Origin of the sequence: Sphingomonas gilva, assembly GCF_003515075.1 — a bacterium.
Classification (GTDB): domain Bacteria; phylum Pseudomonadota; class Alphaproteobacteria; order Sphingomonadales; family Sphingomonadaceae; genus Sphingomonas; species Sphingomonas gilva.
Map to the genome: position 1 here is coordinate 107,489 of NZ_QWLV01000001.1, position 19,501 is coordinate 126,989.

Here is a 19,501-nt window from a genome sequence, read left to right on the forward strand (position 1 = left end):
ACATGAGCGGCATGGCCCGCTTCGACTGGCAGGACCCCTTCGACATCGAAGGGCTGCTGAGCGACGAGGAACGCATGGTTCGCGACACCGCGCGCGACTATGCCCGCGGCGAGCTGCTGCCGCGCGTCACCCGCGCCTTTCTCGACGAGGATTTCGATCGCGAGATCATGCGCGAGATGGGGCGATTGGGCCTGCTCGGCCCGACCATCCCGGAGGAATATGGCGGGGCGGGGCTCAACTATGTCGCCTACGGCCTCGTCGCGCGCGAGGTCGAGGCGGTCGATTCGGGCTATCGCTCGGCGATGTCGGTGCAGTCGAGCCTCGTCATGCATCCGATCAACGCCTATGGCTCGGAAGAGCAGAAGCGGAAATATCTCCCCGGTCTCGCCTCGGGCGAGTTGGTCGGCTGCTTCGGCCTGACCGAGCCCGACGCCGGATCGGACCCTGGCGGCATGCGCACCCGCGCGGAAAAGGTCGCTGGCGGCTATCGCCTGTCGGGCAGCAAGATGTGGATCACCAATTCGCCGATCGCCGACGTCTTCGTCGTCTGGGCGAAGTCGGATGCGCATGGCGGCGGCATCCGCGGCTTCGTCCTGGAAAAAGGCATGAAGGGGCTGTCGGCCCCCAAGATCGAGGGCAAGCTCTCGCTGTGCGCCTCGATCACCGGCGAGATCGTGTTGGACGGGGTCGAGGTCGGCGAGGAGGCGATCTTCCCCGAGGTGCAGGGGCTGAAAGGTCCGTTCGGCTGCCTCAACCGCGCGCGCTACGGCATTGCATGGGGAACGATGGGCGCGGCCGAATTCTGCCTTGAGGCGACGCGGCAATATGTCCTCGACCGCCAGCAGTTCGGCGTGCCGCTCGCCTCGAAGCAGCTCGTGCAGCTGAAGCTCGCCAACATGCAGACCGAGATCGCGCTTGGTCTTCAGGCGGCCTTGCGCGCCGGCCGGCTGTTCGACGAGCACAAGCTCGCGCCCGAGACGATCTCGATCATCAAGCGCAACAATTGCGGCAAGGCGCTCGATATCGCCCGCATCGCGCGCGACATGCACGGCGGCAACGGCATCTCCGCCGATTTCCATGTGATGCGCCACGCGATCAATCTGGAGACGGTCAACACCTATGAGGGCACGCACGACGTCCACGGACTGATCCTCGGCCGCGCGATCACCGGCATCGCGGCCTTCTAGCCGTGAGCGTCGCCTTCAGACGCGAGAGCGACGACGAGCATAAGGAACCCGAGTTCGAGCTGCCGATCCCGGTCGGTCCGAACCTCGTCACCGAGCGTGGGCTGGCGCTGATCGCCGCGCGCGTCGCCGCGCTCGAAGCGCAAATCGCCGCGGAAAGCGATCCGGACGCCGTCAAGAAGCTCCGCCGCGACCTGCGCTACTGGACCACCCGGCACGCCACGGCGCAGATCGCTCCGCCGCCCGCTGCGGGCGAAGCCGGCATCGGCAGCCGCGTGACGATCCGCCTCAAGGGCAAGGAGCGCAGCTTCACCATCACCGGCCATGACGAGGCGGACCCCGCAGCCCATCTCATCGCCTTCACTGCCCCGCTCGCCCGCGCGGTGATGGGTGCGACGGCCGGCGAGCGCGTCGATTTCGCGGGAGAGGAAGAAGCGGTGGAGATCGTCGCGATCGGCTGAAACGCCACAATCGCATCCGAAACGAACGGGTTCGTAACGATCCCGCTGGACGCCGTCTCGGTGACGCTCTAAGCGCGCCCCGGCCTGCCGTCCGGCGGGCTTCTTTTTTGGGGGATATCATGAAGATGAAGATGATGGCGGCGGCCGCCGCCCTGGTGGCGTGCGTGCCCGGCGCGGCGCTGGCGCAGGATTTCGACGGCGCGCGCATCGAGGCGCGGATCGGCTATGAGACGCCGACCGTCAGCGGCGACGATCTCGGCGATGAGGACGTCTACAAGATCGGTAGCGCGGTCTCCTATGGCGGCGAGATCGGTTTCGATCTGAAGGCGGGAGAGAAGGTCGTGGTCGGCCCCTACGCCACCTACGAATTCTCCAGCGTGGAGCTGTGCGATGGTCCCGATTGCCTGCGTGTCGAGGGCAATCTCGGCGCGGGCGCGCGGATCGGCTATGCGGTCGCCGCCAACACGCAGATCTACGCCAAGGTCGGCTACGCCAACATCACGCTGGAGGCCGACACTTCGTTCGGCAACGCGTCCGAAAGCAAGGGCGGCGTCCAGGGCGCGCTCGGCGCGGCGTTCAACTTCGGTCCGCGCGCCTATGGCATGATCGAATTCAACTATGCCGATTATGGCGAGCTGTACGGCATCAACTTCCAGCGCCGCCACGTCGCGGCGGGTGTCGGCTTCCGCTTCTGATCGCCAGGCGATGAACGAAGGGGGCGTCCGGGTGACCGGGCGCCCCTTTTGCTTGGGCATCGCGGCGTGCCAATGAAGCGCGGCAATGACCCGCAAGATCATCCATGTCGACATGGACGCCTTCTTCGCCTCGGTGGAGCAGCGCGACGCGCCCGATCTGCGGGGGAAACCCGTCGCGGTCGGCGGATCGGGCGGGCGCGGCGTGGTGGCGGCGGCAAGCTATGAGGCGCGCAGGTTCGGCGTGCGCTCGGCGATGCCCTCGGTCACCGCGCTCCGCCGCTGCCCGGACCTCGTCTTCGTCCGCCCGCGCTTCAACGTCTATCGCGCGGTATCCCGCCAGATTCGCGACATTTTCGAGGAATACACCCCGCTGGTCGAGCCGCTCTCGCTCGACGAGGCCTATCTCGACGTCACCGCCAACCAGCGCGGGCTTCCCTCGGCGACCGCGACGGCCGAGGAAATCCGCGCGCGCATCCTCGCCGATACAGGTCTCACCGCCTCGGCCGGCGTCTCCTACAACAAGCTGCTGGCCAAGCTCGCTTCCGACGTCAACAAGCCCAACGGCCAGTGCGTCATCACCCCCGCCGCCGGTCCCGGCTTCGTCGCCGCACTGGCCATCGGCCGGTTCCACGGCGTCGGCCCGCGCACCGCGGAGAAGATGCATGCGCTGGGCATTCACACCGGCGCCGATCTCGCCAGGTGGAGCCTCGCCGATCTGGTCGCGCGCTTCGGCAAGGCGGGCGCATGGTACCACGCCATCGCCCGCGCCGAGGACGATCGCGCGGTCACGCCCGATCGTCCGCGCAAGTCCTACAGCTCGGAAACGACCTTCGCTGCCGACCTGCTGAACCCGGAGGAGATCGAGGCCGGCGTCATGCGCATGGCGGCGGACGTGGCGGACTGGGTGCGCCGCACCGGCGCGACCGGCCGCACCGTGACGCTGAAGGCGCGCTTCGCCGATTTCGCCACGGTCACACGCAGCCGCACGCTCGGCCTCCCAATCGGCGCGGATGCCGTCGCACCGCTCGCGGTGGAGCTGGTCCGCACGCTCTACCCGCCGCGCGCGGGCATCCGCCTCCTTGGCGTCACGCTCTCCGCTTTCGAGCGCAAGGCCGAGGATGCCGAGAACCAGATGGCGTTCGAGCTCTGATCCCGCCGATCTAGACGTTCTTCGCCTTCGCGGCGCGGATCACCAGCGCGTGCGCGCGCAGCGTGGCGTCGAGATAGGGCGTGTGCATCGCCAGGAACTGGCGCGGGGTCATGCCGAGGAAGCGCCTGGCGTCGCGCAGGAAATGCGAGGCGTCGCAATAGGCGCCGGCGATCAGCGAGTAATCTCCCGGGTCGCGCGCGGCCCGCATCTTGAAGAAGGACCGCATGAAGCGCGCGCGGATCAACAGCGTCTTGGGCGGGAAACCGAAATGCCGCATCGAAAGCCGCCGCAGCCGGGTCGGGTCGATGCCGATGCGCTGCGCGGCGCTGGCGAGGTCCTCGGTCTCGTCATTGTCGATCAACGCCATCAGCGCGCGCAGCGCCGGCTCGTGCCGGCTGGGCGGGCCCATATGGTCGATGAAGAAGCGATCGAGGATGGCCTTGACCGCCGGGCCCTGATCCGATGCGCGCAGACGCGCGGTCAGATCGCGGACCAGCGCCGGGTCCATCGCCGTCTTGAGCGGGACGATGCGGTCGCGGAAGCGCTCGGCCGGCTCGCTGAACAGCCGCGACCAGCCGAGCGGGCTGATCCCCGCGCCGACCGTCACCCCGCCGTTGGTGACCAGCCGCATCGCGCGCGTGGTGGTGCCGTAGAGCGAGGCGGCGGGCAGCGGATCGTAGGTCGTCTCGCCGAGCGTCAGCACGATGGGGTTGTCGGCGAGCACGATGCGGATCGCCGCCCAGCCGGGCAGCATATATTCGACCGCGCCGGCCACCGAAGGACCCTCGGAGTCGAGCACGTGATAGTTGGTGATGTAATCCGCCAGCCGCGGATCGGGCCGCTCGACGCGCAGCGCGGTGTCGGGCGGCAAACCGAAGTCCGCCGCCGACACGCCGGGCGTGTGCGTCCCGCTCTCGATCATCCCAGAATGCCCCATTCATTCCGTTGCCGTAATTTTGGGGATGGCGGCAACGGCCGCAAAGGTAAAGGGGGCGCTCAGGCTATTTGGCGAGCATCCACAACGCCATCGCCACCATCATGACGTTCTCGGTCAGCGAGACGAAACCCAGGGGCACGTTGCTGTCGCCGCCGACGCACGCGCATTTGAGCTCGCGCTTGTCGATATAGACCGCCTTGAACACCGATACCGCGCCGACCGAGCCGATGATGAGCGCGACGGGGATCGACAGCCAGGTGAGCGCGCCCGCGATCATCAGCACCCCCGCCAGCCCCTCGGCGAAGGGATAGATTTTCGCATAGGGCACCCACCTTTGGGCGAGCAGGTCGTAGCCGAGGAACATCGTCGCGAAGCCGTCGACGTCGCGCAGCTTCTGGAGCGCGAGCAGGCTCATCGAGAAGGCGACGAACCATTCGGCCGTCATCACCGAGAACAGGCTGCCGAACGCCGCCCAGTGCGCCGCGACCGCCATCAGCGCCGCCATGGCGAAGATCGCGATGACGGGCTTGTAGGTCACAGCATCGGGATTGCGCGGGGGCTTGTCGAGAAACTCGCGCAGATCGTCATAGCCGCCGATCCGCTTGCCATCGATGAAGACCTGGGGCGTGGTTTCGACGCCGTGCTCGGCCTTGAACGCGTCCGTCTCGGCGCGCGTCGTCAGCCATTTGTCCTCGATCGCGAAACCCTCCCGCTTCAGCAGGTCGAGCGCCTTCAGCCCCCAGGGGCAGACATGCTTGTCCATTACCATGCGGTGGATGGTGGCGTGCTTCGCCATGATGGATTCCCTTCAGCGGCTGGATTTGACGAACAGCTGGACGAGTTCGTCCACCTTGGCCCGCTGCTCGGCGGCGTCGCCCGCGGCGATCGCACCTGCGACGCAGCTGCCGGCATGGTCGCGCAGCACCTCCGCCTCGGCGCGGGCGAGCGCGGCGCGCACCGCCTGCACCTGCTGCAATATGTCGATGCAGTAGCGGTCGTCCTCGACCATCTGCGCGATGCCGCGCACCTGGCCGGCGATGCGGTTGAAACGGTTGACCTTGGCCTTGCGGCGTTCTTCGTCGCGAACGGGCATATCATACTCCTGGGGAGTATATATTGGCCCCTACGATCAGCCTTTCAAGAGCCGCGCCTTCGCCGCGCGCGCGACACCGCCGACGGTGCGCGGATTCCACGCCTCGACGCGCATCAGCATGCGCCGTTCGTCCATCCAGTCGGCCTTGTAGGCGTCGTCGCCGGTGCCGTAATCGATGGTGGCGGGGCGATCATGGGTCAGGACATGGCGGAACATCGCATGGCCCAGAATCGAGCCGGCCGACAGCGCCTTCGCATCCTCGCGATAGGCGAGCTTGTGGATCGTCGCGGTGCCGCCGTCGATCGTCCAGAGCTGTGCGGCGATCGGTTGGCCCGCGTGCCGGGCGATGCCGAGCCGGAGAGCGCCCGCGCCCTCCACCATCGCACGCAGGAAGGCGGGCGATCCCTCCTCGGGCTTCCAGCTCGCCGCGTAGATCGCTTCGTAATCCGCCCAGGCGGCGGGATCGAAGCGCGCATGGATAGCGATGTCGAGCGCCGCCGCCTTCGCTTTGCGCTTGACCGTGTTGCGCAGGCGAGACGGTCGCGCGGCCCAATAATCGTCGAACGAAAGCCCACCAACATGGGCAACCCAGTTGGCCGTCGCCTCACTTTCGCGCGTCCACCAGCCGGCGGCGCGGAAGGCGCCGAGCGTCAGCACCGCGTCAGCCGGCTCCATCGGCGCGAGCGCGACATGGGCGAAGCGCGGCTTGAGCGCGCGCACGATCGCGGTCAGCAGATCGGGCCGGGGCGCGCCGCTGAACACCGGCCCCACGCGCAGCGAGTACCAGCTGGCATAGGCTTCGCCCGCTGCGGTCAGCAGCAGCCAGGCGGCATCGTCCCCGTCGCGGGCGCGCGCCGCCACGAGCGGCGTCGCCCCCAGCACATGGTCGCGCGTCATCCGATACCAGCCAAGCCGGTGATAGGGCGAAACCTGCGCGTCCATCGCGCCCGCCGCGTCTGCCGCCAGCGCGTCGAGATCGTCGAACAGCGCGACCTCGACTCCCGGAAGGGCGGCGCGCGTCGCCATCAGCGGCCGATCATGCGCCCGGCCCTGGCGAGCGCGCGATAGGCGACCGACTTGGCAAGATTCTGGTGCGGGAAGCGGCGCGGCATCGCCGGGTCGAGCCCCGCCTTGCGCAGCACCGCGTTCAGCCCGTGCGCCTGCTCCTCGCGGTAGCTCCATTCGCTGCGCCAGGTGACCGACAGCGAGACCGATGGCTCGGGCCCGTTCCGCACGAAATGCGGCGCCTTGACCGGCACGTAGATGCCCTCGCCGGGACCGATGGCGATGGGCTCGCCCTTGGCGAGGAAGCGCTCGTCATAGGGCAGGTTGCGGTGGCCGCCGGCGTGGAAGCGCTCATGCTCGCTGGCCGCGACGATGCTTTCGTCGCCCGCGGGGAACACCGTCATCGTCTTGGTCCCGCGCACCTGCATCAGAATATTGTGTTCCGGATCGAAGTGGAACGGCGTCACCGCGTTCGGCGAGGAGACGAAGATGAACGCCTCCAGCTTGATCATCGGCCCCGTCGCCGCCTCGACGATCGGCTCCAGCTCGCCGAGGATGTCGTGCAGCAGCGCGCGATACGCGGTGTCCTGCTCGACGAATTTCAGCACCATCCACGATCCGTTGCGTTCGATCGAGCGCAGCGTGTCGGCGGCCGACAGCCCGTTGTCCGCCAGCGCCGCCGGATCGATCCCGATCGGGATGTCCGCCAGGTTGCGCTCGACGTCCACCGGCCGCATCCGCTCGGACAGCGCCACCAGGGCGTCCAGCTCCAGCATCGGATGGCCGGGCAGGCCGTGCGTCAGCTTGCCCGCGGTCTCGGGATAGAGCGCCGCGAAGGTCTCGCGCGCGGATGCGGGAAAGAACTCAGCCATGGGCGGACTCCCTCGAACGCAGCGCGCGCAGCCGCGCGGCGGCGGTCTCGGCGGCGCGGGCGAGCGCATAGGTGGCGGCGCCGCGCGCCCCGGCGAGCGGCAGCGTGACGCGGATGATCGCGCGCCGCTCCGCCCAGACCGAATCGATCATACTGTGCTTCTCGACCGCGCAGCTGTCGATCCAGTCGAGGTCCGGCCGATCGAGCAGCGCGAGATTCTCGATCTGCAGCAGCACGCCGGGGGAGAAGCGGGCGAAATCCTCGTCGAACGCGGTCTTGAAGGCGAAGCCGCCGGGCGGGCTCAGGAAATTGACCAGCATCGCGATAGGCCGCCCCTCCAGCTCCATGCGCAGCATGTCGAGCTTGCCCGCCGCGCCCGCGCCCGCCAGCGCCGCATGGAAGAAGGCGCGTGTAGCCGGTGTGTCAGCCAGCGCCGATCCCGCCTCGCCCTTCCACCCCTTCGCCTCCAGCGTCAGATAGGCGTCGGCCCATTCGGCGACGTCGTCGCCCGCGGCGAACCGCCGCCAGGCGACCACGCCGAGCTCGCCGAGCCGTGCGGCCAGCCGCTTCAGCTCCTTGCGCTTCTTCTTGCGGACATGCGCTTCATAATAGGCGTCCGGGGACATATCGCTCGCCAGCGCCGCGCGCTCGATGCGGTGAACGGTCGGGCAGGGGCGGCGCATCGCCTTCGCCGCCGCGATCAGCGCGCGATGCGCCGGGCCGCCCTCGACAAGGCCGGTCAGATGGATCAGCCCCCTGGCCCAGGGACGCGTGTCGAGCGTCTCCAGCATCGCGCGCCAGGCAGCGACCTCATGCCCCCTGCGCAGCAGCGGGGCGCCCAGAAAGCTGTGATAATGCAGCCAGGTTTCGACATGCGCGATCGGCAACCGGCCATATTCGGGATCGATGTGGAGCGGCAGCGCGCCGATCAGGCGGCCGTCGCGTTCGACCGTCAGCAATCGCACATCGCCCCGCCCGTGTGGCAACGCGCGCGAGGCGTCGAGAAACCACCCCTCGGCGAAGCAATTGGGCTCGGCGGCATGGGCGGCAAGGTCGTCCCACGCGGCGCCGAAATGCGCCTCGGCAAGCGGGCGCAGCACAGCCACGGGCCTCGCAGTCCCGCGATCGATCACCCTGTCCGCACTGCTGGCCACGCGCCCGCGATACAGGCACGCGGTTAAGAAAAGCTGGTCGGCATGCTATCTTGGGTCGAACCTAACCCACCACCGTCACCCCGGACTTGTTCCGGGGTCCATGTTGCCGCGAGGTCCAGCGCCTGAGCCTCTAAACCCGCGCCTGCCGCCCGATGGACCCCGGAACAAGTCCGGGGTGACGAGACGTGGTTGATATTCTCCGCGCACGATCATTGCGCGAAACCGCTTCCCCGCGATTGACCCTGTCTTTGCTGCGGTGCAGTAGGCGCGCATGGCTTCCTCCCTTCCCAGCATCACCCAGAATCCCGACATCCGTTTTCTCGGCAAGGCGCTGGGCGACGTCATCCGCGCCTATGGCGGCGAGCGGCTGTTCGAGCGGACCGAGCATATCCGCTCGACCAGCGTCGAGCGCCACCGCGGCGGCGGCGAGGTGCCCGTGGCCGATCTCGGGCTGGAGACGCTGAGCCTCGACGAGACGCTCGACTTCGTCCGCGGCTTCATGCTGTTCTCGATGCTCGCCAACCTCGCCGAGGACCGGCAGGGCGTCACCGCCGACACCGATGCCGACATGGCGCATGCGCTTGCCCGGCTGAAGGCCGAAGGAATCGGCGGCGAGCAGGTGGCCGAGCTGCTCGGCCATGCGCTGGTCGCGCCGGTGCTGACCGCGCACCCGACCGAGGTGCGGCGCAAGAGCCAGATCGACCACAAGAACCGCATCGCCGCGCTGATGAAGCTGCGCGATGCGGGCGCGGAGGAAACGCCCGAGGGCGACCGCGTCGACGAGGCGATCCTGCGCCAGGTCGCGCTCTTGTGGCAGACGCGCGTGCTCCGCCGCGAGCGGCTGTTCGTCAAGGACGAGGTGGAGACCGCGCTCGCCTATCTGGGTGAGGTGTTCCTGCCGACCATCCCCGCGCTCTACGCCCGTTGGGACCGCGCGCTCGGCGCGCGCAGCCCGAGCTTTTTGAAGCCCGGAACATGGATCGGCGGCGACCGCGACGGCAATCCCTTCGTCGTCGCCGAATCGATGCGCTATGCCCTCGCCCGCGCCTGCGAGACGGTGCTGGTCTGGTACATGGACCAGCTTCACGCGCTGGGCGCGGAGCTGTCGATCTCGTCCGAGCTGGGGGAGGCGCCCGCCGACCTCGTCGCGCTCGCCGATGCAGCCGGCGACACCGCCGCCAGCCGCGCCGACGAGCCCTATCGCCGCGCCATCTCGGGAATCTACGCGCGTGTCGCGGCGACCCACGCCAAGCTCGCGGGCAAGCCCGCGCCGCGTGCCTCCTCGCTGAAGGGCGAAGCCTACGGCCATCCCCGGGAGCTGCGCCGCGACCTCGCCACCATCGCCCATGCCGTCGCCGGCGCCGATCACGGCCCGCTCGCCTCGGGCGGCGCGCTGGGCCGGCTGATCCGCGCGGTCGAGACCTTCGGCTTCCATCTCGCCACGCTCGACATGCGGCAGAATTCCGCGGTGCATGAACGCGTCGTGGCGGAGCTGCTCAGGGTCGGCGGGGTAGAGGCCGATTACGCGGCGCTCGACGAAGCGTCGCGAGTCGCGCTGCTGCGCCGCGAGCTCGCCAGCGCGCGGCCGCTGTCCAGCCCCTTCGCCGACTATTCGGAGGAGACCGCGACCGAACTCGCCATCGTCCGCGAGGCGGCGGCGAGCCATGCCAGATACGGCTCGGCGTGCATCGTCAACTATATCGTCTCGATGGCGCAATCGGTGTCCGATCTGCTCGAGGTGCATCTGCTGCTCAAGGAGGCCGGCCTCTATCGCCCGGGCGACGAGCCGTCCGCCGCGATCATGGCCGTCCCGCTGTTCGAGACCGTCGGCGATCTCGAGGCCGCGCCCGGCATCATGGCCGAATGGTTCGCCCTGCCCGAGGTCGCCGCGATCGCCGCCGGGCGCGGGCATCAGGAGGTGATGATCGGCTATTCGGATTCGAACAAGGACGGCGGCTATCTCACCTCGACCTGGCAGCTGTCGCGCGCGTCCAACGCGCTCGCGCCGGTGTTTGCCGAGGCCGGGGTCGGCATGCAGCTGTTCCATGGGCGCGGCGGCGCGGTCGGGCGCGGCGGCGGCAGCGCCTTCGCCGCGATCCAGGCGCAGCCGCCGGGCACCGTCCAGGGCCGCATCCGCATCACCGAACAGGGCGAGGTGATCGCCGCCAAATACGGCACGCGCGAAAGCGCCGCGGTCAATCTGGAGGCGATCGCCTCGGCCACTTTGCTCGCCAGCCTCGCGCCCTCGGAACTGTCGGGCAAGGACGAGGCGCGCTTCGTCGCGGCGATGGACGAACTCTCCGCCACCGCGTTCAAGACGTATCGCGATCTGGTCTACGGCACCGAAGGCTTCCGCACCTTCTTCCGCCAGATGACGCCGATCGCCGAGATTTCAGGCCTCAAGATCGGCTCGCGCCCCGCATCCCGCAAGAAATCCGACGCGATCGAGGATCTGCGCGCGATCCCCTGGGTGTTCAGCTGGGCGCAGGCGCGGGTGATGCTCCCCGGCTGGTACGGCGTCGGCCAGGCGATCGAGGGTTTCGCCGACAAGGCGCTGCTGAGGGACATGGCGCAGGGCTGGCCGCTGTTCGCCTCGACCCTCGCCAATATGGAGCAGGTGCTGGCCAAGTCCGATATGGGCATCGCCCGCCGCTATGCCGCGCTGGTCGAGGATGAAGGCTTGCGCGACGCCGTGTTCGGCCGCATCCGCGACGGCTGGCAGGCGACGCATGACGGGCTGCTCGACATCACCGGCCAATCGCGCCTGCTCGAGGCCAATCCCAAGCTCGATGCCTCGATCCGGCTCCGGCTGCCCTATATCGAACCGCTCAACCTCCTCCAGATCGAACTGATGAAACGCCACCGCGCCGGCGAGGACGATCCGCGCATCGGCGAGGGAATATTGCTGTCAATCAACGCCATCGCGACGGCGCTCAGAAACAGCGGTTGATCAAGTCCTCCCCCGCGGGAGCGGGGGAGGGGGACCGTCCGAAGGACGGTGGAGGGGGGTTGCCGCGAGCGCAGCGTAGATGGCACTCCCCCTCCACCCCCGCTCTGCGAGCGGCGGTCCCCCTCCCCGAGCAAGCTCGGGGAGGATTTTCACCCCTTCGCCTTACCCGTATCGAGCTTCCACGGCTTCACCCGCCCCGTCGGCTTCGCCTTCCCGTCGATCCGCCGCATCGAGATGATCCGCACCGGCTTCGCGATCCGCTGGCCGCGCATCGCGCCCGATCCGCCGCCGGTGGGCTTGGCCAGGATGCGGCGCACCACCTCCATCCCGCCGATCACCCGGCCGAACGCGGCATAGCCGGCATAATCGCCCTTGGCGTCCATGCTCGGCATCGGCCCGACGGTGATGAAGAAATTGCCGCCCGCCGATCCCGGCCGGCTGTGCCGCGCCATCGATATCGTCGCGTCGAGGTGGCGGATGCCGGTCTTGTCGGTGCGCTCGTGCGCGAAGGGCGGCAGCAGCCGGCGCACGTCGCTCGATATGCCGCCCTGGACGAAGCCCAGCTTGGGCGCGGATTTGCGCCGGGCGGCGCGATAGAAGGTCGTGCCGTCGAACCGCCGGTCGTCGACATAGGCAAGGAAGTTCCGGGTAGTCTCGGGCGCGCGCCTGGTGTCCAGCGCCAGCACGATCGCGCCCTCGGACGTCGTCATCCGCACGCGGACGATCCCCGGCTTGGCGCCTTGCGCGGCGGCCGGACCGGCGAGGAACAGGAAGGCGGCGACGACCGAAACGAGCAAACGCAACATGGGTCGCGGGAGCTAAAGCGTGGCTAGCCTGCGCGCAAGGTCGTCAGGGCAGGAAGTTCGCCGCCACGTCCTGCGGCACGCGCAGCAGCCGGCCGCTCGCGCGGTCGATCAGCGCCCAGGTGGTGCGCGCCTCCACCTTCACCCGGCCGTCCTCGCCGGTGAAGCGCATCATCCGGTCGAACCGCGCGCCCCTGGGCGGGTCCTCGACCCAGGTCTCGGCGGTCACCGTCTCGCCCGCCGCCACATTGCCGCGATAATCGATCTCGTGCCGCGTCACGACCCAAATATAGGCGGCGACATGCTCGGCCGGCGCGATCGCGCTCCAGTGCGCCACCGCCACATCCTGCATCCAGCGCACCCAGGCGGCGTTGTTGACATGGCCAAGCTCGTCGATGTCGTCGGGCGTGGCGGTGATGGCGAGGGTGAAGGGGGTCATCGCCAATATCCGTCGCCCCTGCGCAGGCAGGGGCCTCCGGGTTTGTGGCACATCCGACATCGCGCTTGCCGACTGAGGCCCCTGCCTGCGCAGGGGCGACGACCCATCATCAATTCGCCATTCCCATCTGCCACAGGATGAAGGCCTGCTCCTCGGCATCCTCGCGCAAGCTGTCGAAACGCCCCGACTTACCGCCATGCCCCGCGCCCATATTGGTCTTCAAGAGCAGCACATTGTCGTCGGTCTTGGTCGCGCGCAGCTTCGCCGCCCATTTGGCCGGCTCCCAATAGGTCACGCGCGGATCGTTGAGGCCGCCGGTGATGAGGAGCGGCGGGTAATCCTGCGCGGTGACGTTGTCATAGGGGCTGTAGCTGCGGATCAGCTCGAACGCCGCCTTGTCGGTGATCGGGTTGCCCCATTCGGGCCATTCGCCGGGCGTCAGCGGCAGGCTCTCGTCCTGCATCGTGTTGAGCACGTCGACGAAGGGCACATGCGCCGCGACCGCGCCCCACAGTTCGGGGTTGGAATTGACCACCGCGCCCATCAGCTCGCCGCCGGCGGAGCCGCCCGAAGCGGAGATGCGGCCCTTGGAGGTAAAGCCCGCCGCGATCAGTCCCTTCGCGACATCGACGAAGTCGTTGAACGTGTTGGTCCGCTTGGTCAGCTTGCCGTCCAGCTGCCATTGCTGGCCCAGATCGTCGCCGCCGCGGATATGCGCGATCGCATAGGCGAAGCCGCGATCGAGCAGCGACAGCCGCGTTGTCGAGAATCCCGGCGGAATCGCGTGGCCGTAGGCGCCGTACGCATAGAGATGCAGCGGCGCGCCGCCGTTCTTCACCAGGCCCTTCTTGTAGACCACCGACACCGGCACCTTCACCCCGTCGCGCGCGGTGATCAGCAGCCGTTCGGTGGCATATTGGCCGGCGTCATAGCCCGACGGAATCTCCTCTACCTTCAGGATCGTCCGGCTGCCGTCGGCGAGTTTATAGTCGAGCACCGTATCGGGCGTGACCATCGATTCGTACGAGAGCCTGAGCGTGTCGACGGCATATTCCGGATTCTCGTCCAGCCCCGCGACATAGCTCGCCTCGTCGAAGGCGATCCGCCTGGGCGCGCCGCCGTCGTAGGGATGGATCTCGATCTGATCGAGCCCGTCCTCGCGGCCCTCCACCACGAAGAAGTCGGCGAAGGTGGTCACCCCGGTCATGTAGAAGCGCTTCGCCGGCGCGATCCGCTCGGTCCACTCGCCGGGCGCACTGATCGGCGCGGTGACCAGCCGGAAATTGGTGTCGGTGTCGTTGGTGTGGATGAAGAGCGTGCCGTCATGCTCCTCCACCGAATATTCCAGCCCCTTCTTGCGCGGGCGCACCAGGATGGGATCGGCGGTGGGATCGTCGGTCGGCGCCAGCCGCACCTCGCTGGTCTCGTTGTCGCCGGTCGCGATGACGATGTACTTGCGCGACTGGGTCAGCCCCACACCGGTCTGAAACCCCTCGTCCGCCTCACGATATAGTTCGACATCAGCCTTGGCGTCGGTGCCAAGACGGTGCAGCTTGACCCGATCGACCCGCCAATTGGCGTTGACCAGCCCGTAGAGCAGCGTCTTCGAATCCCCCGCCCACACCAGGGCGCCCAGCGTCGATGGGATGGTGTCGGGCAGGTCTTCGCCGGTGGTCAGATCGCGGATGCGCACGGTGAAGCGCTCGGAGCCGTTGTCGTCGATCGAATAGGCCATCAGCCGGTCGTCCGGGCTGATGTCCATCGCCCCCAGCCGGAAATATTCCTTGCCCTCGGCGAGCGCGGTCTCGTCGAGGATCAACTCGTCGGGCCCGCCCGCCACCGGCCGCCGCCACCATTTGCGGTACTGCGCGCCCACATCGAAGCTGCGCCAATAGACATAGGCGCCGTCCTTCGCCGGCACGCTCGCGTCATCCTCCTTGATCCGCCCCTTCATCTCCTGGAACAAGGTTTCGACCAGCGGCTCGCGCGGCTTCATCTGCGCCTCGAAATAGGCGTTCTCGGCCTTCAGATAGGCCAGCACATCGGGATCGGTGACCTCGGGATAGCCCGGGTCCTTCAGCCAGAAATAGGGGTCTTCGATGGTGACGCCGTGGCGTTCGTAGCTGTGCGGGCGCTGTTCGGCGACGGGCGGCTTGATCTCTGACATATCGGCTTTCTGGCTGGCGCGCTGGCCTCGGGCGGGTGCGCGTCGTATATCGACATCAGACAGTCCTAGAAACGAGCCTCACCCAATGTCCACCCATGAAGCGCGCCTCAAGGCGCTGCGCGAGCAATTGAAGGCCGACCGGCTCGACGGTTTCGTCGTGCCGCTGACCGACGAGCATATGAGCGAATATGTCGGCGACTATGCCCAGCGGCTGGAGTGGCTGACGGGCTTCAAGGGCTCGGCCGGATCGGCGATTGTGCTGCCCGAGGCCGCGGCGATGTTCACCGACGGCCGCTACACGCTGCAGGTGCGCGAGCAGGTCGACGGCAAACACTGGCAGTACGTCCCGGTGCCCGATGTCAGCATGACCGACTGGCTGCGCGAGAATGCCAAGGAAGGCGCGCGGATCGGCTACGACCCGTGGCTCCACACGCGCGACTGGGTGAAGGCGGCGACGGCGGCGCTCGCCGAACGCGGCGCGGAGCTGGTCGCCGTCGGGCGGAACCCGATCGACAAGATCTGGACCGATCGCCCGCAGCCGTCGAATGCACGGCTGGTGGCGTACGACAATGGCCGCGCGGGCAAGTCCTCGGCCGAGAAGCGGCAGGAGATCGCCGACTGGCTGGCCGAGCGCAAGGCCGATGCGGTGGTGCTCTCCGCGCTCGATTCGATCGCCTGGGTGCTCAACATACGCGGCGCCGATGTGGCGCACACGCCCGTCGCGCTCGCCTATGTCGTGGTCAATGCCGACGCCACCGCCGATCTCTACGTCGCGCCCGACAAGATCGGGGACGAGGTGAAGCAGGCGCTCGGCAACGCCGTGCGCGTGCATGACCGGACCGCCTTCGAAGGCGCGCTCAACGGCTTTGCCGGCAAGCGCGTCGCCGCCGATCCCGAACGCGCGGTGGCGGCGATCTTCGAGGGGCTGGAGGCGGGCGGCGCGAAGATCCTGTCCGTCCGCGATCCAGCGGTGCTGGCCAAGGCGATCAAGAACCCCGCCGAGGTCGCGGGGCACAAGGCCGCGCAGGCGCGCGACGGCGCGGCGCTCACCCGCTTCCTCCGCTGGATCGGGGAGGAAGCCCCCAAGGGCGGCCAGACCGAGCTCACCGCCGCGGCAAAGCTCGAAGCCTTCCGCCGCGAGACCGGCGCGCTGGACGATCTGTCGTTCGACACCATCTCGGCGACCGGCGCGCACGGCGCCAGCCCGCATTACAAGGTCGACGAGGCGTCCAACGCCCCGATCGAGCCCGGCCAGCTCTATCTGGTCGATTCGGGCGGCCAGTACCGCGACGGCGGCACGACCGACGTCACCCGCGTCGTCCCCGTTGGCGCGCCGACCGACGAGATGAAGGACCGCTTCACCCGCGTCCTCAAGGGCCATATCGCGCTCGCCCGCGCGGTGTTTCCGCACGGCACCACCGGCGGCCAGCTCGATACGCTGGCGCGGCTGCCGCTATGGGAGGCGGGGCTCGATTTCGCGCACGGCACCGGCCACGGCGTCGGCGCCTATCTCTCGGTCCATGAAGGCCCGCAGCGCATCGCCAAGCCGAGCTATCCCGGCGGCGGCCCTTCGGAGCCGCTGCGCGCCGGCATGATCTGCTCGAACGAGCCCGGCTATTACAAGGCCGGCGAATACGGCATCCGCATCGAGAATCTGGTGCTGGTCGAGGACCGCGACGTCCCCGGCCAGGAACAGCCGATGCTCGGCTTCGAAACGCTCACCTTCGCGCCCATAGAGCGCGACCTGATCGTCGCCGAGATGCTCTCGCCCGAGGAGCGCGCCTGGCTCGATACCTATCACGCGCAGGTGCTGGCGATCGTCGGCCCGCAGCTGGCGGGCGAGGACAAGGCGTGGCTGGAGGCCAAGTGCGCGCCGATCTCTGTCTGATTCGCCAAAGCTTCTTCCACATGAACCGTCACCCCGGACGTGTTCCGCGGTCCATCTCCCCCCGCGCGCCTTCGTCGTTCGTGGCACGATGGATGCCGGACAAGCCTGTCCTGAGCCTGTCGAAGGGTCCGGCATGACGAACGGAGCTATCGGGTCTTGGGTTCAGGCTTTTCGCCGTCCGCAACCGGCTCCGCACCATCCCGCGCCTGCGCCTTCCTGCGCCGCAGATTGGCGCGCAGCGCCTCCGCCAGCCGTTTCGTGCGCTCGTCCTTCGCTTCCATCGCGATGCGCTGTGCCGCGCCGCGCGCGCCTTGACAATATCGCACCCCTTCGCCCATAGGCGCGCCTCCCCGAACACGGGCAGTGCTGCCGTAGCTCAGTGGTAGAGCGCATCCTTGGTAAGGCTGAGGTCGTGAGTTCAATCCTCACCGGCAGCACCATTTTTTTCCTCACCCTTTGGCTCCACCCCCGCAATCCTGACCCTGCACCGCCTGCCATGCGGCGGTCTGCAGCCGCGCGGCCGTCTCGGGCGCGATGCCCAGTTCGGATGCGGCGCGCTCGTCGCGGCCGAGCTGGCGGGGGTCCTTGCCGGTGACGCGGGCGAACACCGTCAGGGCGGCGAGATACGATCCGAACTTGCTGGCGTGGTAATGGTCGTAGGCCCAGAGATCGACCTGGCCGTAGCTGGTGCCGTCATAGGGATTGGGATCGGCGATCCCGCCCGCGATCGCGCAGTTGAACGCCTGGCCCACCGGATTGACCTCGGCCCTGGGCCGGCTTTGCGCGGCGGCGCGGTCATAGGCCTGGCGCAGGTCGAGCGCCATGCGCTGGATCGGCTTGCCGTGCCACGCGCCGGTCGCCTTATAGGTCTGGTCGGGACGCGACCAGGTGGCGGTGAGACTGATGTCGACCTTCGGATTGCGCGCCGCGAACAGGGTGGCGAAGCGGCCGGAATAGGTGATCAGGCTGGCGGGGTCGCCGGGCTTTTCGGGGTCTAGCGTGCTGTAGCTCTGCAGCACGACGTGATCCCAAGGGCGATCGACCAGCGCCGCCTTGTTGCGCCAATGCCATTCGAGCCCCGCGCCCGGCGAGGTTTCCAGGCTGACCTGATAGTCGAGCCCCGCCTGCTCGGCGAACAGCTTGAACAGCGCGGGGACGCCGCCGACGCCATGGCCGTTCAGATCGGTCACCGTGTCCGCGCGGTATTTCCACACCGCCGAGAGCGCGCCGAAGGTGAAGCTGTTGCCGACGAACAGGATGGTCGGCGCGGGCGCTGGATGCGCGCCGATCAGCGTCGCCGCGGCGGCCAGCGCCAGCATCGCCCGCAATGGTCTTCTCATGAATCCTTCTCGCTTCTCTCGCGCGCCAGGCGGCGCATGTCTTCTTCGTCGATCGCCAGCAGCGACGCGCCCCTCGTTTCGCGCATGACGAGCGCCGCGCCAAGGCTGACCGCGCCGGCGACGAGGATATAGGCGGCGATCGGCGTCCAGCTGTCATATTCGCGCAGCAGCGCGGCGCCGATCAGCGGCGCCCAGGAGCCGGCGACGATCGCTGTCACCTGATAGCCGAGCGAGACACCCGAATAGCGCATCCGCGTCGGGAACATCTCGGCCATCACCGCGGGCTGCGCGGCGTACATCAGCGCATGGATGGCGAGGCCGAGCATGATCGCGGCGAGGATCGTCGCGGTGCCGCCGGTGTCGAACATCGGAAAGGCGGCGAACGGCCAGGCCATGGTGAGCGCCGCGCCGGCGATATAGACCGGCTTGCGCCCCACCCGGTCGGTCGCCCGGCCGACGAAGGGGATGACGACGACGTGCAGGATATGGGCGAACAGCAGCAGCGCCAGGATCCGCGTGGTGTCGACCCCGCGATGCGCGAGATAGGTGATCGAGAAGGTGACCACCATGTAATAGAGGATGTTCTCGCCGAAGCGCAGGCCCATCGCGGTGAACACCCCGCGCGGGTAGCGGCGGAACACCTCGACCAGTCCATAGCCGGAGTCGGCCTCGGCCTCGATCCGCTCGCGCGCCGCTGCGAAGGTCGGCGAATCGGTCACCTGGGTGCGGATATAATAGCCGATGCCGACGATCACGACCGACAGCCAGAAGCCGATCCGCCAGCCCCATGACAGGAAGTCCTCCTCCGACAGGCTGGCGGAGAGGATCAGCAGCACGATGGTGGCGAGCAGGTTGCCGAGCGGCACGCCCGCCTGCGGGAAGCTGCCCCAGAAGCCGCGGCTGTCGTTGGGGCTGTGCTCGGTCACCAGCAGCACCGCGCCGCCCCATTCGCCGCCCAGCGCGAAGCCCTGGATGAAGCGGAGCGCGACCAGCATCGCCGGGGCCCAATAGCCGATCGAGGCGAAACCCGGCAGGCAACCCATCAGGAAGGTCGATACGCCGATCAGCACCAGGCTGAACTGCAGCAGCGACTTGCGACCGATCCGGTCGCCGACATGGCCGAACACGATCCCGCCCAGCGGCCGGGCGATGAAGCCCACGGCATAGGTCGCAAAGGCGGCGATGATGCCGTCCAGTTCGTTGCCGGTGGCGGGGAAGAACAGCTTGCCGAACACCAGGGTCGCGGCGGTGCCGTAGAGGAAGAACTCGTACCATTCGACGACGGTGCCGGCCATGGAGGCGCCGACGACCTTCTTCAGATAGGGCCGGTCGGCGCTGTGTTCATGCTCCATGCCTTGCTCCCC

General features: G+C 68.3%; 18 protein-coding genes and 1 tRNA gene. 7 read left to right on the forward strand and 12 right to left on the reverse strand.

The window, feature by feature from the left end; genetic code table 11:
- Positions 1–2 precede the first annotated feature (2 nt).
- The 4 genes from D1610_RS00530 (at position 3) to dinB (ending at position 3,490) form a co-directional block, all read left to right on the forward strand.
- Positions 3–1,187 (forward strand): acyl-CoA dehydrogenase, encoded by a 1,185-nt coding sequence (locus D1610_RS00530; RefSeq protein ID WP_118862198.1) that lies wholly within the window; start codon positions 3–5, stop codon positions 1,185–1,187.
- Positions 1,188–1,189: 2 nt separating this feature from the next.
- Positions 1,190–1,645 carry a GreA/GreB family elongation factor gene (locus tag D1610_RS00535; RefSeq protein WP_118862199.1) on the forward strand — a complete coding sequence of 152 codons (456 nt, stop codon included), beginning with the start codon at positions 1,190–1,192 and terminating at the stop codon, positions 1,643–1,645.
- 119 nt (positions 1,646–1,764) lie between these two features.
- Positions 1,765–2,340: an outer membrane protein gene (locus D1610_RS00540; RefSeq protein WP_118862200.1), complete on the forward strand. Its 576-nt coding sequence runs from the start codon at positions 1,765–1,767 to the stop codon at positions 2,338–2,340.
- Positions 2,341–2,425: 85 nt separating this feature from the next.
- Positions 2,426–3,490: a DNA polymerase IV gene (gene dinB / locus D1610_RS00545; RefSeq protein WP_118862201.1), complete on the forward strand. Its 1,065-nt coding sequence runs from the start codon at positions 2,426–2,428 to the stop codon at positions 3,488–3,490.
- Between the two features lie 10 nt (positions 3,491–3,500).
- Here the strand turns inward: dinB and D1610_RS00550 are convergent, their stop codons facing one another.
- The 6 genes from D1610_RS00550 to D1610_RS00575 form a co-directional block, all read right to left on the reverse strand.
- Positions 3,501–4,427, reverse strand: a complete 927-nt coding sequence (locus D1610_RS00550) for a helix-turn-helix domain-containing protein (protein WP_222926899.1) — start codon at positions 4,425–4,427, stop codon at positions 3,501–3,503.
- A 64-nt stretch (positions 4,428–4,491) separates the two neighbouring features.
- The gene (locus tag D1610_RS00555; RefSeq protein ID WP_118862203.1) at positions 4,492–5,223 is read right to left on the reverse strand and encodes a MauE/DoxX family redox-associated membrane protein; all 732 of its coding nucleotides are present in this window, start codon (positions 5,221–5,223) and stop codon (positions 4,492–4,494) included.
- A 12-nt stretch (positions 5,224–5,235) separates the two neighbouring features.
- Positions 5,236–5,520: a metal-sensitive transcriptional regulator gene (locus D1610_RS00560; RefSeq protein ID WP_118862204.1), complete on the reverse strand. Its 285-nt coding sequence runs from the start codon at positions 5,518–5,520 to the stop codon at positions 5,236–5,238.
- Positions 5,521–5,556: 36 nt separating this feature from the next.
- Positions 5,557–6,546, reverse strand: a complete 990-nt coding sequence (locus tag D1610_RS00565; RefSeq protein ID WP_118862205.1) for a GNAT family N-acetyltransferase — start codon at positions 6,544–6,546, stop codon at positions 5,557–5,559.
- The gene (locus D1610_RS00570; protein WP_118862206.1) at positions 6,546–7,397 is read right to left on the reverse strand and encodes a cupin-like domain-containing protein; all 852 of its coding nucleotides are present in this window, start codon (positions 7,395–7,397) and stop codon (positions 6,546–6,548) included. Before D1610_RS00570 ends, D1610_RS00565 begins: the two co-directional genes overlap by 1 nt.
- Entirely contained in the window at positions 7,390–8,502 is a 1,113-nt protein-coding gene (locus tag D1610_RS00575) for a GNAT family N-acetyltransferase (protein ID WP_147414240.1), read from the reverse strand. The genes D1610_RS00570 and D1610_RS00575 overlap by 8 nt, the downstream gene beginning before the upstream one ends.
- A 319-nt stretch (positions 8,503–8,821) precedes the next feature.
- On the opposite strand from D1610_RS00575, the gene ppc reads away from it, so the two are divergent.
- Positions 8,822–11,500, forward strand: coding sequence for a phosphoenolpyruvate carboxylase (ppc, locus tag D1610_RS00580; protein ID WP_118862208.1), 2,679 nt, complete (start codon positions 8,822–8,824; stop codon positions 11,498–11,500).
- Positions 11,501–11,649: 149 nt separating this feature from the next.
- Here the strand turns inward: ppc and D1610_RS00585 are convergent, their stop codons facing one another.
- The 3 genes from D1610_RS00585 to D1610_RS00595 all read right to left on the reverse strand — a co-directional run bounded on the left by D1610_RS00585 (position 11,650) and on the right by D1610_RS00595 (position 14,909).
- Positions 11,650–12,306 carry a peptidylprolyl isomerase gene (locus tag D1610_RS00585; RefSeq protein ID WP_118862209.1) on the reverse strand — a complete coding sequence of 219 codons (657 nt, stop codon included), beginning with the start codon at positions 12,304–12,306 and terminating at the stop codon, positions 11,650–11,652.
- Positions 12,307–12,349: 43 nt separating this feature from the next.
- On the reverse strand, positions 12,350–12,742 hold the full coding sequence (locus D1610_RS00590) for an acyl-CoA thioesterase (protein WP_118862210.1): 393 nt from the start codon (positions 12,740–12,742) through the stop codon (positions 12,350–12,352).
- Positions 12,743–12,851: 109 nt separating this feature from the next.
- Positions 12,852–14,909, reverse strand: coding sequence for a S9 family peptidase (locus tag D1610_RS00595; RefSeq protein ID WP_118862211.1), 2,058 nt, complete (start codon positions 14,907–14,909; stop codon positions 12,852–12,854).
- Positions 14,910–14,994: 85 nt separating this feature from the next.
- Here D1610_RS00595 and D1610_RS00600 point away from each other — a divergent pair, with 85 nt between their 5' ends.
- On the forward strand, positions 14,995–16,797 hold the full coding sequence (locus D1610_RS00600) for an aminopeptidase P family protein (protein ID WP_118862212.1): 1,803 nt from the start codon (positions 14,995–14,997) through the stop codon (positions 16,795–16,797).
- Between the two features lie 146 nt (positions 16,798–16,943).
- Here D1610_RS00600 and D1610_RS00605 read toward each other — a convergent pair whose 3' ends face one another.
- Positions 16,944–17,135, reverse strand: a complete 192-nt coding sequence (locus D1610_RS00605) for a hypothetical protein (protein ID WP_118862213.1) — start codon at positions 17,133–17,135, stop codon at positions 16,944–16,946.
- Between the two features lie 27 nt (positions 17,136–17,162).
- Between D1610_RS00605 and D1610_RS00610 the strand changes: the two genes are divergently transcribed.
- Positions 17,163–17,237: transfer RNA gene (locus tag D1610_RS00610), tRNA-Thr, on the forward strand.
- A gap of 9 nt (positions 17,238–17,246) precedes the next feature.
- Here D1610_RS00610 and D1610_RS00615 read toward each other — a convergent pair.
- Together D1610_RS00615 and D1610_RS00620 are read right to left on the reverse strand one after the other, a co-directional pair.
- Positions 17,247–18,137 carry a DUF4886 domain-containing protein gene (locus D1610_RS00615; RefSeq protein ID WP_245941895.1) on the reverse strand — a complete coding sequence of 297 codons (891 nt, stop codon included), beginning with the start codon at positions 18,135–18,137 and terminating at the stop codon, positions 17,247–17,249.
- Complete coding sequence (locus D1610_RS00620) at positions 18,134–19,489, reverse strand: MFS transporter (protein ID WP_118862215.1); 1,356 nt, start codon at positions 19,487–19,489, stop codon at positions 18,134–18,136. Before D1610_RS00620 ends, D1610_RS00615 begins: the two co-directional genes overlap by 4 nt.
- Positions 19,490–19,501: the final 12 nt, after the last annotated feature.

Excerpts from the sequence above, each read along its gene's own strand:
- D1610_RS00530 (WP_118862198.1), top strand. The coding sequence starts at position 3 with ATGAGCGGCATGGCCCGCTTCGACTGGCAGGACCCCTTCGACATCGAA.
- D1610_RS00540 (WP_118862200.1), top strand. The coding sequence starts at position 1,765 with ATGAAGATGAAGATGATGGCGGCGGCCGCCGCCCTGGTGGCGTGCGTG.
- dinB (WP_118862201.1), top strand. The coding sequence starts at position 2,426 with ATGACCCGCAAGATCATCCATGTCGACATGGACGCCTTCTTCGCCTCG.
- D1610_RS00550 (WP_222926899.1), bottom strand. The coding sequence starts at position 4,427 with ATGGGGCATTCTGGGATGATCGAGAGCGGGACGCACACGCCCGGCGTG.
- D1610_RS00555 (WP_118862203.1), bottom strand. The coding sequence starts at position 5,223 with ATGGCGAAGCACGCCACCATCCACCGCATGGTAATGGACAAGCATGTC.
- D1610_RS00560 (WP_118862204.1), bottom strand. The coding sequence starts at position 5,520 with ATGCCCGTTCGCGACGAAGAACGCCGCAAGGCCAAGGTCAACCGTTTC.
- D1610_RS00565 (WP_118862205.1), bottom strand. The coding sequence starts at position 6,546 with ATGGCGACGCGCGCCGCCCTTCCGGGAGTCGAGGTCGCGCTGTTCGAC.
- D1610_RS00570 (WP_118862206.1), bottom strand. The coding sequence starts at position 7,397 with ATGGCTGAGTTCTTTCCCGCATCCGCGCGCGAGACCTTCGCGGCGCTC.
- ppc (WP_118862208.1), top strand. The coding sequence starts at position 8,822 with ATGGCTTCCTCCCTTCCCAGCATCACCCAGAATCCCGACATCCGTTTT.
- D1610_RS00585 (WP_118862209.1), bottom strand. The coding sequence starts at position 12,306 with ATGTTGCGTTTGCTCGTTTCGGTCGTCGCCGCCTTCCTGTTCCTCGCC.
- D1610_RS00590 (WP_118862210.1), bottom strand. The coding sequence starts at position 12,742 with ATGACCCCCTTCACCCTCGCCATCACCGCCACGCCCGACGACATCGAC.
- D1610_RS00595 (WP_118862211.1), bottom strand. The coding sequence starts at position 14,909 with ATGTCAGAGATCAAGCCGCCCGTCGCCGAACAGCGCCCGCACAGCTAC.
- D1610_RS00600 (WP_118862212.1), top strand. The coding sequence starts at position 14,995 with ATGTCCACCCATGAAGCGCGCCTCAAGGCGCTGCGCGAGCAATTGAAG.
- D1610_RS00605 (WP_118862213.1), bottom strand. The coding sequence starts at position 17,135 with ATGGGCGAAGGGGTGCGATATTGTCAAGGCGCGCGCGGCGCGGCACAG.
- D1610_RS00615 (WP_245941895.1), bottom strand. The coding sequence starts at position 18,137 with ATGAGAAGACCATTGCGGGCGATGCTGGCGCTGGCCGCCGCGGCGACG.
- D1610_RS00620 (WP_118862215.1), bottom strand. The coding sequence starts at position 19,489 with ATGGAGCATGAACACAGCGCCGACCGGCCCTATCTGAAGAAGGTCGTC.